11 protein-coding genes are annotated in these 11,908 nt (G+C 62.9%); 3 read left to right on the top strand and 8 right to left on the bottom strand.

The window, feature by feature from the left end; translation table 11 throughout:
* Window positions 1–28 precede the first annotated feature (28 nt).
* On the bottom strand, window positions 29–1,204 hold the full coding sequence (locus AC1RRE_RS07295) for an ABC transporter substrate-binding protein (RefSeq protein WP_492980456.1): 1,176 nt from the start codon (window positions 1,202–1,204) through the stop codon (window positions 29–31).
* Window positions 1,205–1,382: 178 nt separating this feature from the next.
* On the opposite strand from AC1RRE_RS07295, the gene AC1RRE_RS07290 reads away from it, so the two are divergent.
* On the top strand, window positions 1,383–2,792 hold the full coding sequence (locus AC1RRE_RS07290) for an amidase (RefSeq protein WP_492980455.1): 1,410 nt from the start codon (window positions 1,383–1,385) through the stop codon (window positions 2,790–2,792).
* A 3-nt stretch (window positions 2,793–2,795) separates the two neighbouring features.
* Here AC1RRE_RS07290 and AC1RRE_RS07285 read toward each other — a convergent pair whose 3' ends face one another.
* Both AC1RRE_RS07285 and AC1RRE_RS07280 read right to left on the bottom strand, forming a co-directional pair.
* Window positions 2,796–4,001, bottom strand: coding sequence for an acyl-CoA dehydrogenase family protein (locus AC1RRE_RS07285; protein ID WP_492980453.1), 1,206 nt, complete (start codon window positions 3,999–4,001; stop codon window positions 2,796–2,798).
* A 95-nt stretch (window positions 4,002–4,096) separates the two neighbouring features.
* Complete coding sequence (locus AC1RRE_RS07280; protein WP_492980452.1) at window positions 4,097–4,996, bottom strand: helix-turn-helix domain-containing protein; 900 nt, start codon at window positions 4,994–4,996, stop codon at window positions 4,097–4,099.
* A 154-nt stretch (window positions 4,997–5,150) separates the two neighbouring features.
* Between AC1RRE_RS07280 and pobA the strand changes: the two genes are divergently transcribed.
* The gene (gene pobA, locus AC1RRE_RS07275; RefSeq protein WP_492980451.1) at window positions 5,151–6,326 is read left to right on the top strand and encodes a 4-hydroxybenzoate 3-monooxygenase; all 1,176 of its coding nucleotides are present in this window, start codon (window positions 5,151–5,153) and stop codon (window positions 6,324–6,326) included.
* A 5-nt stretch (window positions 6,327–6,331) separates the two neighbouring features.
* On the opposite strand, the gene AC1RRE_RS07270 is transcribed toward pobA, so the two are convergent.
* Together AC1RRE_RS07270 and AC1RRE_RS07265 are read right to left on the bottom strand one after the other, a co-directional pair.
* Window positions 6,332–7,321 (bottom strand): pyridoxamine 5'-phosphate oxidase family protein, encoded by a 990-nt coding sequence (locus AC1RRE_RS07270; RefSeq protein ID WP_492980450.1) that lies wholly within the window; start codon window positions 7,319–7,321, stop codon window positions 6,332–6,334.
* 15 nt (window positions 7,322–7,336) lie between these two features.
* Window positions 7,337–7,960 carry a glutathione S-transferase family protein gene (locus AC1RRE_RS07265; RefSeq protein ID WP_492980449.1) on the bottom strand — a complete coding sequence of 208 codons (624 nt, stop codon included), beginning with the start codon at window positions 7,958–7,960 and terminating at the stop codon, window positions 7,337–7,339.
* A gap of 102 nt (window positions 7,961–8,062) precedes the next feature.
* Between AC1RRE_RS07265 and AC1RRE_RS07260 the strand changes: the two genes are divergently transcribed.
* Complete coding sequence (locus tag AC1RRE_RS07260) at window positions 8,063–8,971, top strand: LysR family transcriptional regulator (protein ID WP_492980448.1); 909 nt, start codon at window positions 8,063–8,065, stop codon at window positions 8,969–8,971.
* Here the strand turns inward: AC1RRE_RS07260 and AC1RRE_RS07255 are convergent, their stop codons facing one another.
* From AC1RRE_RS07255 to AC1RRE_RS07245, 3 genes are read right to left on the bottom strand one after another with little or no spacing between them, the layout of a single operon-like run.
* A complete protein-coding gene (locus tag AC1RRE_RS07255; RefSeq protein WP_492980447.1) occupies window positions 8,972–9,961 on the bottom strand; it encodes an ABC transporter ATP-binding protein in 990 nt (329 codons plus the stop codon).
* The gene (locus AC1RRE_RS07250) at window positions 9,958–11,019 is read right to left on the bottom strand and encodes an ABC transporter ATP-binding protein (protein WP_492980446.1); all 1,062 of its coding nucleotides are present in this window, start codon (window positions 11,017–11,019) and stop codon (window positions 9,958–9,960) included. The genes AC1RRE_RS07255 and AC1RRE_RS07250 overlap by 4 nt, the downstream gene beginning before the upstream one ends.
* Window positions 11,016–11,906, bottom strand: coding sequence for an ABC transporter permease (locus tag AC1RRE_RS07245; protein ID WP_492980444.1), 891 nt, complete (start codon window positions 11,904–11,906; stop codon window positions 11,016–11,018). The genes AC1RRE_RS07250 and AC1RRE_RS07245 overlap by 4 nt, the downstream gene beginning before the upstream one ends.
* Between the last annotated feature and the right edge of the window lie 2 nt (window positions 11,907–11,908).

Genomic DNA, 11,908 nt, shown 5'->3' with positions numbered 1-11,908 from the left:
CCGGCCGCCATATTACACGATAGCCGCGTTACTTTTTGGCGGCCTTGACCGGATCCTTGACCACTTCGATGGTAGCGAATTCAACGTTATAGAGTTCGCCATTCACCTTCTCGACCTTGCGGACATAGACATTCTGGATGATGTCGCGGGTTTCCGGATCGATGGAGACCGGGCCGCGCGGGCTGGTCCACTTCATGCCCTTCATGGCGTCCAGCAGCTTGGTGCCGTCGGCATCGCCATTGGTCTTCTTCAGGGCTTCGTAGATCAGGTGCATGCCGTCCCAGCCGCCGAGGCCGTGAAAATTGGCGCGCATGCCGGTCGCCTTCTTGAAGTCCTCGACCAGCTTCTTGTTCTCGGGCGAGTTATGCGCCGCCGAATAATGATGGGTGGAGACTACGCCCAGCGCCGTATCGCCCATGCCGTTCAGGATGTCGTCATCCAGCACGTCGCCGGTGGCGATCAGCTTGATGCCGTCCTTGGCGAAGTCGCGTTCAGCAAACTGCTTCATCACCGCAGACCCCGCACCCGAGGGCACGAAGACGAACAGCGCATCCGGCTTGGCATCCTTGGCGCGCTGGAGGAAGGGCGCGAATTCCGGGTTCTGCAGCGGTACGCGCAGCTCGGCCAGCACTTCGCCGCCATTCTTGATGAAGGTTTCCTTGAACGCCTTCTCGGCGTCATGGCCCGGGCCATAATCCGACACCAGCGTCACAACCTTCTTGATGCCGTTCTTCGGTGCCCAGTCTGCCATCGGCGCGGCGACTTGCGGCAGGGTGAAACCGGTGCGCACGATGTAGGGCGACTGCTCGGTGATGATCGAGGTGGCCGCGGCCATCACGATGGTGGGCACCTTGGCCTGGGTCGAGATCGGTGCAGTGGCCAACGCCAGCGGAGTGAGACCGAAGCCGGCCAGCACATTCACCTTCTCGCTGACCACCAGCTCCTGGGCAATGCGCTTGGTGACATCAGCGGTGCCGGTGTCGTCCTTGACGATCAGCTCGATTTTCTTGCCGGCAACCGTGTTGCCATGCTGCTGCATGTACAGCTTGGCCATGCCCTCGATCTGGCGGCCAGTGGAGGCGAAAGGCCCTGTCATTGGCAGGATCAGGCCGATCTTCACCGTCTGCTGCGCGTAAGCACCAGCCGAAACAGTGAGCCCGATGGCGGTCACGGCTACGGCCGCAAGGAGATGTCTGCGATTCATGGTTTCCTCCGTTTATTTTTATGAGGTGCAGTTCGCTATTCGCACGCGAGTACACCTATCCAACACTTGTTTTGGACTTTGGCGGAACCGATAAAAGATGCAAGGAGAATCTAGGTGAACTTGACTGAGAGCGAACGGCGCCGCCCCCTTTGCCTCCAACCCGCAATTGAGAAAGCCGATGTCGATACATACACCCGTCTGGCAGCTCAGTGCCGCCGATCTCCATGACGCCTACGAGGCCGGCCAGCTCTCGCCGGTGGATGTCACGGCGGCATTGCTTGACCGCATCGCGGCGATCAATCCGCAGTTAAACGCCTTCGTGCATGTGGATGCCGATGGCGCGATGCAAGCCGCCCAGGCCAGCGCCGCACGCTATCGGGATGGCAAAGTTTTAAGCGCGCTCGATGGCGTCCCTGCTTCGGTGAAAGACAGCCTGCTGGTCGGCGGCATGCCGGCCACATGGGGCAGCCGCCTGCTGGAAAACAATATGCCGGCCGAAGACGAATTGCCGGTCGCGCGATTGCGCGCTGCCGGCGCGGTGCTGCTGGGCAAGACCAACCTGCCGGAATTCACTGTGCAGGGTTACACCGACAACCTGCTGTTCGGACCTGCTGGCAATCCCTGGAATCCCGATCTGACACCTGGTGGCTCCAGCGGCGGCGCGGTATCGGCGGTCGCTGCCGGTCTCGGCCCTATTGCGCTGGGCACCGATGGCGGCGGTTCAACGCGGCGACCGGCCGGCCATACTGGTCTTGTCGGCTTCAAGCCCGGTACTGGCCGCATCCCGCGCAATGGCGGATTCCCGGAAAGCTACTACGACATGGAAGTGGTCGGTCTGTTCGGCCATACCGTCAGTGACGTCGCCGTCACGCTGTCGCTGCTGTCCGAACCCGATCCACGCGACCGTCATTCACTGGCCTATGCAGGTATGACGCCGGGGGTGGCACCAGCTCATCCGCGCATTCTGTATATCCCGCGTTTCGGCGACCATCCGGTCGAACCCGCCATCCTGCGCAGTGTCGACCAGGCCTCGGATCGCCTGCGTGAAATTGGCTGCCAGATTTCCGTCGGCATCCTGCCTTTCGACATCGACGCTGTGACTGCGACAATGGCAACGCTGATGCCGGCAGGACTGGCCATGGCTGTGGATCGCATGGGCGGCCCGGAGCGGATCACGCCGAGCCTGTTGCCGATGTATGAAACCGGCAAAGGCATCAGCGGCAGCGCCTATCTCACTGCGCTGAATGCTGGCACGGAACTGCGTCGCCAGATGGCTGGCTTCTTTGCGGATTACGATGCGATCCTGACACCCTCGGCAGCAGCACAACCCTGGCCGAAGAGTACGGTCTATCCCGATCGTATCGCCGGCCTGGAAGCCGGACCACGCGGACATGCGATCTATACGGGCTGGGTCAACCTGGCGGGTCTGCCGGGCATCGGCCTGCCGGGACAACCGGATGCGGCCGGCCTGCCCATCGGTTTCCAGCTGATCGGCGGCTTCGGCAGCGATGCGATGTTGCTGGAGATCGGGCTGCGCTATGAGGCGGCCGCACCGGAAACCCGGCGCTGGCCGCCCTTATTCCCGTAAAGCTCAGAGGCCGAGGATCAGCTTCGACATGATGTTGCGCTGAATCTCGTTCGAGCCGGCGTAGATCGTGACCTTGCGCATATTCAGGTAACGCGCGGCAACACCATCGGCATAATCCGGCCCGATGATCGGCTCGTTCGAGCCTTCGACCAGCGGCGTATAGGGCGCGGCGTAATACCCGATCGCCTCGGCCGACAGATCGCTGACCAGCTGCTGCAGTTCGGTGCCGCGTGTCTTCAGCATCGACGAGGCTGCACCGAGATTCTGGCCACTCTTGGTGCCACCCAGCACGCGCAGCTCCAGCATTTCCATGGCCATGATGCCCATGTCCGCATCGGCCAGCTTGGCGGCGAAGTCGGGATCGGCAGCCAGCGGCTGGCCGAACTTCTGCTCGGTCTTGGCGATCTTACGCAGATGCGACAGGTGCCGCTTCAGATGGCCCGAATAGGCATTGCCACGCTCGAATTCCAGCAGGTACTTGGCGCAGGTCCAGCCCTGGTTCAGTTCACCAACCAGATTCTCCTTCGGCACCTTCACGTCGTCAAAGAAGACCTGGTTGACCTCCTGCATGCCGGGCGAGGATTCATCGATGGTCACAATCGGCGTGATGGTGACGCCAGGCGACTTCATATCGATCAACAGGAAGGAGATGCCTTCCTGCGGCTTCTTGGTCTGCGCGGTGCGCACCAGACAGAAGATCATGTCGGCATGCTGGGCCTCAGAGGTCCAGATCTTGCTGCCGTTGCAGAGAAAGTGATCGCCCTTGTCCTCGGCCTTCATCTGCAGGCCCGCGAGATCGGAACCTGCGCCCGGCTCGGAGTAACCCTGGCACCACCAGGTGTTGCTGGCGATAATGTCGGGCAGATACTTCTTCTTTTGCGCATCCGTGCCGAACTTCATGATCACCGGGGCCAGCATGCGCGGGCCGAAAGGCACGGTGATTGGTGCACCGGCCGTGCTCATCTCCTGCTCGTAGATATAGCGCTGGGTCGGCGTCCAGCCGGGGCCGCCATGCTCGACCGGCCAGTTCGGTGCGAGCCAGCCCTTCTCGTTCAATGCCTTCTGCCAGCGGATATGCAGATGCTTGGCGATATAACCAGTGCGCGTGCGTGCCATCGCCGCCTGCATCTCGGCATCGTAATGCTTCTTGATGAAGGCGCGGACCTCGTCGCGGAACGCCAGTTCTTCAGCGGTGAAATTCAGGTCCATGTGATTGCCTCCCAAAGCTCGTCTTTGTCGCAGAGTACAGCAGGAAATAGGGCCTGCAAACCGTGCCGCAGAGGCAAGGCACGGTTGCCGCAGCGTCAATCGGCAGTTGCCTGCGATGCCGTGCCACCGGCCTTGAATCGCCGGGGTGCGACGCCGGCCCGGCGCGTGAAAAAACGCGTAAAATAGGCCGGATCGCGGAAGCCCAGCGCATAGCCCGCTTCGGCCACCGTCATTGAGGTGTAGAGCAGGTTCCGCTTCGCCTCGATCATCAAACGCGCGTGAATGACATCCAGCGGCGCCTGAGCCGCAACGCGACGGCAAGCGGCCGTCAGGCGCTTTTCCGTTACGGCAAGATCGGCGGCATAGGCGCTGACCGGACGATGCTCGCGATAATAGGTTTCGACCAGTATCCGAAAACGGGCGAACAGCGCCGCATCCGCGTCCTGGGCCAGCGCCTGCTGACGGTCGGCCTGGCGCTGCCGCGCCATGGTGATGAAGATCAGACGCACATGGGCGGCGATGGCTTCCATCTGGCCCAGCGCGTTCCAGCGGAATTCTTCGGCGATAGCCGCGAAGTGATCACGCAGCCGCGCTGTCTCGGGTGTCTCCACCTCCAGCGGCAGCAGCACCGGCCCGGTCATCACCGGCGCCAGATCGGCGCTACCGCGCGGGCCCAGGATATCGCGGGCAAAACTGTCTGAGAGCGTGACCACCCAGCCCTCGGTGCCGGGTTGAAAGCGATAGCCATGCACCACACCCGGCGGCACGGTTACCAGCGTGGGCGCCGCGAAATCCAGCACAAGACTGTCGGCCCGCAGCTGCCCGCCCCCGCCGGTGGCCAGCAGAAGCTGGAACAGGTTGGAATGGCGATGCGGTGCGATGTGCCAATCGTGCAAGAGACTGCGGGCTGCAATGGTTTCCACATGCAGGAAATGCAACCCGGCCTCTTTATCAGCCTCGCCATAGAGGAAGAATCTCGGAATTTTTTCAGCCATTTACACTGAAACCCGCCCCATATCCCTGTTCTGCCCGGCGAAGGATCCCTCGCCGACCCGCCGCGGAAAAGTACAAGATAAGCGCATCTGCGTCCATTTCCCTTGCGCGGGCGCCGGGCCATCTTCCTGACCGTTATCCGGGAGAGAGATTCGCATGCGTACCCAAGTCGGGATTATCGGCGCCGGCCCGGCCGGTCTTCTGCTGTCGCACCTGCTGCATCTGGCCGGAATCGAGTCCGTGATCCTGGAAGCCCGTGATCGCCCCTATGTGGAAGGCCGCATCCGCGCCGGCGTGCTGGAACAGGGCACTGTCGATGTGCTGAACGATACCGGTCTCGGCGCGCGCATGAACAAGGAAGGCCTGCTGCATCACGGCACCACGCTGCGCTTCCGTGGCCGCAACCACCATATCGATTTCGTCGACCTGACCGGCAAAGCCGTCATGGTCTATGGCCAGCATGAAGTGGTGAAAGACATTATCGCGCAGCGCCTGAAAGACGGCGGCCAGATCGTCTTCGAGGCCGCCGATGTGGCTGTACACGACATCACCGGCGACAGCCCGCGCATCACCTGGACCGACAAGGACGGCACGGCCAAGACACTGGACTGCGACTTCATCGCCGGCTGCGACGGTTTCCACGGCATCTGCCGTCCTGCCATTCCGGCCGATGTGCTGAGGATTTACGAACGCGTCTATCCCTTCGGCTGGCTGGGCATCCTGGCGCGATCGAAACCGGTGCAGGAAGAACTGATCTACAACCAGCACGAACGCGGCTTCGCGCTGTTCAGCATGCGCTCGCCCGAGATCACGCGGCTGTATCTGCAGTGCCACCCCGAGGAAGACATCGCCAACTGGCCCGATGACCGCATCTGGGAAGAGTTGCACAAGCGCCTGGATGGCGAAGACAAGCTGAACCTGCAGGAAGGCCCGATCATCCAGAAGGGTGTGACGCCGATGCGCAGCTTCGTTGCCGGACCGATGCGGTATGGCAAGCTGTTCCTGGCTGGCGACAGTGCCCATATCGTGCCGCCGACCGGGGCGAAGGGCATGAATTTGGCTGTGGCCGATGTGCGCTACCTGTCACGTGCACTGGAAGCGCATTATGGCAAGAAGGGCAGCGCGCTGCTGGACAGCTATTCCGACATCTGCCTGCGTCGGGTCTGGAAGGCTCAGCGCTTCTCATGGTGGATGACGTCGCTGCTGCATCGCTTCGACGAGCGCAGCGACTTCGAGAACCAGGTGCAGCTCGCCGAACTGGATTATCTGGTCACCTCGCGTGCCGCGATGACCAGCCTGGCCGAGAATTACGTCGGCCTGCCCTTCGAATAAGCGGCTTACCAGGTTCCGGTATGGACCAACTGCGACGCATAGGCCGGCGCTGACCAGCGCAGCGGCAGCACGTCGTTCAGCCACATGCCGCGATCGACTTCAAAGCGCATCAGCCGCTGTGCCCCTTCGAAAGCCGCGACCTCGGTCCCGTCCCAGATGATGCTGGCGCGGCCGGTCAACTGCAGCACATGGCCGGTGGCGTAGTCGACGAACAGCAGGCCGGCGACCGGATTGCTGGCGATGTTGCCCAGCGTGTTGAAGAAATTGTTGCCGGAGAAATCCGGCACGGTGAGCACGCTGTGCCCCTCTTTCTCGGTCAACCGCACAAAGCCGGGCCGACCGCCACGATGCGAGACATCCACGCCATGCACCGGATCAATGCCACTGGCGCCGGCAGCCGCCGTGGCGATGAAGAAGGTATCGGCCTGCCGGATCAAAGCTGCTGCCTGCTCTGATATCCGAGCCTCTTCCGCATGAGCCGTCGGCGCGATCTCTACAGTGTCGACGAAGAAGGGCTGCCGCGCCTGGATATACTGCGGACAGTTGCCGAAGCTCTGCGTGACCTGCACGACAAAACCACCGGGATCGCTCGATAGCACGCGGCCATTGGCGCGATTGCGCCGCCGGGTTTCCGGCTGCAATCCCAGCAAACCGAGCGGCGCGTTCTTTGTCAGATTGCGCGCCAGCGGATCGCCGGGCAGCGGCGCAGCACTCACGGTCAGCAGCTGCGGATCGGGCGTACCGATGAAACCCGGCCGTCCAACCAGGATCGAGGCCCAGGGCCGCCGCTTCTCATCCAGGCTGCCCACGATCAGGGTGGGAAGCTGGACAAAGAATTCGCGATGCTGCTCCGGCATAAAGTCGCGCAGTGCACGGCGGCCCGCCATCTCCATGCGTTCGCGTACGCCAGCACGCGCCTGCAGTGCCTGTTCGCCGGCATGCCAGGGCGAACCTTCCGGCCAGCCCGGCAGTCCTTCATTCGGATTAGCAGCCATGATGGCCTCCTGCGATCAGGCCGCGACGGCGCTGCGCGGCATGCCGACGAAGCCGGGCAAGGCTTCGATACGGCCGAGCCAGGCCCGGATATTCGGATACGGTTCCAGCGACACGCCACCCTCGGGCGCATGCGCCGTGTAGGAATAAAGCGCGATATCGGCAATCGTGGCGTTGTTCCCCACCAACCAAGACTGGCTGGCCAGATGGGCATCCATCACAGCATAGAGCTGGGCGGCGATCTGCTTGGTCCGGTCGTGATCGAAGGGTGCCTTGAACAGCACAACCATCCGCGCCGCAGCTGGCCCGGATGCCAGCTGGCCCGCAGCGACCGAGAGCCAGCGCTGCACCTGCGCGGCCTGCACCGGATCGCGCGGCAGCCACTGGCCACTCTGGTCATAGCGCGAGGCGAGATAGACCAGGATGGCATTGCTGTCAGAGATCACGACATCACCGTCCTCCAGTACCGGCACCTGGCCGAAAGCGTTGCGCGCCAGAAAATCCGGCTGCTTCTGCGCCTTGTTGACCAGATCGACATCGATGCTGGTGAAGGGCAGTCCCAGCAGGGAGAGGAAAAGTTCGGCGCGGTGGGCATGGCCGGAGAGCGCGAAACGGTGGAGGCGGAGCGACGGGGCAGTCATGGCGGGTCCTCGGGTTGGATCAGGCCCTCACTATGGTCTTGCCTTGAAAATACTTAATATGGTGATTTGACAATATACTATTACTAATATTGAAATAATAAGATGGATCGCCTGGACGCTATGCGCGCCTTCGTCGCCGTTGCCGAAGCGCAGAACTTCACACAGGCCGCCCGGCAGCTCGGGCTATCGGCGCCCGGGATCACGCGCGCCATCGCCGCACTGGAAGACCGGATCGGCACCCGCCTGCTGCACCGGACCACCCGCGTCGTGCGTCTGACCGAGGCCGGCACCACCTTCCTGACCGATTGCAAGCGCATCCTGGCCGAGGTTGATGAGGCCGAAGCCTCGGCCGCCGGCATGCATGGCGCGCCACGCGGCACGCTCAGCCTCACCGCCTCGGCCATGTTCGGACGGATTCATGTGGCGCCGGTGATGCTGGACTTCCTGCAGCAGTATCCGGACGTGACGATGCGCAGCCTGTTCGTCGATCGCGTGGTCGACATCATCGACGAAGGTTTCGATGTCGCCGTGCGCATCGCGCATCTGCCGGATTCATCCCTGAGCGCTGTGCGCGTCGGCACCGTGCGCCGCGTGATCTGCGCCTCGCCCACCTACCTTGCCCACCATGGCATCCCGAAGCAGCCGGCTGATCTGGCCAGTCATCAGGCCTGCCTGTTCTCGGCTTTCCTCGCCCCGCAGCCCTGGGTTTTCCAGAATGGCGGCCGCAGCGAAACCCTGCTGCCGCCCTCGCAACTCGTGGTCAATTCAGCGGATGTGGCGATCAGCGCCGCCCTTGCCGGCCGCAGCATCACTACTGTTCTGTCCTATATGATCGCACCCTATCTGCTGAGCGGAGAATTGCAGATCGTACTGGCCGATTACGAACTCCCAGCCATCCCGGTGCATCTGGTGCACCGCGAAGGCCGCCGCGCCAATGCGCGAGTCCGGGGCTTCATCGATTTCGCGGCGTCACGCCTGCAGACGGCTCTGAGCGGTCTGCCGCAAGGCTGATCAGGCAGCTGCCAGCTCGGCGAGGCGAATGCAGCGTGCCTGATGCTGGTTCCCGACAATGACCGGGTCTGGCGTCGCCACCAGGCAACTGGGCTCCGCATATTTGCAGCGCGGCGCAAAGGCGCAGCCGGGCGGCAAGTTGGCCAGATCGGGCGGCGATCCCGGGATGGCATCCAGGCGCGCCGTCGACATGGCGTCATGGGCACGCGATGCCAGCAGCCCCTGTGTATAGGGATGACGCGGATTGCGGATGATATCGCGCACGCTGCCGGTCTCGACGATGCGCCCGGCATACATGACGGCGACGCGATCGGCCATCTCGACCGCCACGCCGATATCATGGGTCACCAGGATCACCGACAGGCCGAGTTCACGCTGCAGGTCGCGCAGCAGCAGTAGGATCTGGATCTGCACGGTGGCGTCCAGCGCCGTGGTCGGCTCGTCGGCCAGCAAAATCTTGGGATTGCACGCAAGCGCCAGCGCAATCATGGCGCGCTGGCGCATGCCGCCCGACATCTCGTTCGGATAGGCGTCCAGGCGACGTTCCGGCGAAGGAATGCGCACCTTCTGCAGCAGAGCCAGTGCCCGGGCATAGGCTTCGCTTTTCGACACCGATTCATGTCGGCGGATGCTTTCCACCATCTGCGCACCGACCGTATAGACCGGATCGAGTGCCAGCAGCGGCTCCTGGAAGATCATCGAGGCGGTCTTGCCGCGATAATCGGCCAGGGCACGGCCGGACAGCGCCATCACATCCTGTCCTGCCGCGATCACGCTGCCGCTGCTGCGGGTGCGCTTTTTCGGATGCATGTTGAGGATGGAGCGCAGGGTCACGCTCTTGCCCGAGCCAGACTCGCCCAGCAGGGCCAGAACCTCACCGCGCGCCACACTCAGCGTCACGCCGTTGACGGCATGCACGGGCTTGCGGCCACCGGTGAAGGTGACGGTGAGATCGCGGATATCGATCATGGGTGCCGGTTTCTCACTCATTCCGCAGCCTCCCGGGCCGGGCCAGCCGCCGAATGCCCTGACCCCGCCTCATATATCAGGCAGGAAACCTGCTGCGCCGAACCGGTGACGGCCAGCTTCGGCACCTCGACACTGCAAACCGCTTCGGCGCGGGTGCAGCGCGTATGGAAACGACAGCCCGATGGCGGATTGATCGGATTGGGCGGATCACCATAGAGCGGCGCCTCCATGGTGCGCGCGTCGGGATCCATCGCCGGCATGGAGGACAGCAGCGCGCCACTGTATGGATGGGCCGGCCGGTCGAAAATGTCATTCGCCGTGCCGATCTCGGCTACCTTGCCCAGATACATCACCATGACGCGGTCCGAGATGAAGCGAACCACGTTGAGATCGTGCGAAATGAAGATGTAGGTCAGGCCGAAGGCTTCCTTCAGATCGAGCAGCAGGTTCAGGACCTGTGCCTCGACCGACTTGTCGAGCGCCGACACGGCTTCATCCAGGATAACCAGGCGCGGCTCCAATGCGAGGGCGCGGGCGATATTGATGCGCTGGCGTTGGCCACCGGAGAGTTCATGCGGATAACGGCCGGCGAAGCGGTTGGGCTCGAGGCCGACGCGGGCCAGCAGGTCATGGGCGCGGCCGATGGACTCGCGGCGCGACACGCCATGCACCTGCGGCGCAAAGGCGATCGAATCCTCGATGGTCAGGCGTGGATTGAGCGAGGCGTAGCTGTCCTGAAACACCATCTGCACTTGACGGCGGTATTCCTGCAGGGAGAGCTCCTGGCCCACGACTTCGCCGTCGAAGATGATATTGCCCTGATCCGGCTGGATCAGATGCATCAACAGACGTGCCGTGGTGGACTTGCCGCAACCGGACTCGCCCACGATGCCTAGCGTCTCACCCTTCATCAAGTCGAAATCCACGTTATCGACGGCGCGGACCACAGCTGTCGTGCGGCCCAACAGGCCCTTGTTCACCGGGAAATGCTTGACCAGACCGCGCACGGTGAGCAGCGGTTGGCGCGGGCCGCCCCGATCACGCGGGTCAAGGGAGATATCCTGATCGATCACGCTCATGCGCGTACATCCATGGCTGACCGCAGGCTGTCGGAGAACAGGTTGAAGGAAATCGATGTGATGAAGATCATCGCACCGGGCAACGCCGCGACCATTGGATTCACATAGATCGCGGTCCGCAGCGTGTTCAGCATCAGGCCCCATTCCGGCTCCGGCGGCTTGACGCCTAGACCGAGGAAACTGAGACCCGAAGCCAGGATCATCGAGACCGAGATCAGGCTGGTGGCGTAAACGAAGATCGGGCTGAGCACATTGCCCAGCACATGCACCCGCACGATGGTCGGGCCGCCGGCGCCGCTGGCGCGCGCCGCTTCCACGTAATCGCGGTTGCGCACCTGGGTGGTGACGCTTTCCGCAACGCGGGTGATCGGGGGCACGAAGACGATGGTCAGCGACACCAGCGCATTGGTGATGCCGGCGCCCAGCGCACCCGAGAGCGCCACGGCCAGCAGCACCGAAGGAAAGGCGTAGAAGATGTCGATGGTGCGCATGATGGCGGTGTTGAGCTTGCCGCCGACATAGCCTGCGAAAATGCCCAGCCCCGAACCAATGACAAAGGCCATCAACACCGGTGTCACGCCCATGAACAGCGACAGCCGGCCGCCGTAGATGAGACGAGAGAGCATGTCGCGGCCGAGTTCGTCGGCGCCGAGCGGATATCCCGGCGTACCGATCGGACGCAGGCGCCGCAGCATGGAACCTTTGATGGGATCGGCCGGCACGATATAGGGTGCCAGAACAGCCATCAGCACCAAAGTCACGATCAGCACCAGCGCAACCATAGCCACCGGATCGCGGCTCAGGCGCCGGATCACACCGCGCCAATAGCCATCCGATACCTGGATGGGCGCTATCGTCACCTTGTCGTCAAACGCACCGACGGCCATGG

Source organism: Ferrovibrio sp. GW821-FHT12D07 (genome assembly GCF_058807275.1).
The sequence above is the reverse complement of the archived record's forward strand: the minus strand, read 5'-3'. Positions and strand labels throughout refer to the sequence as shown.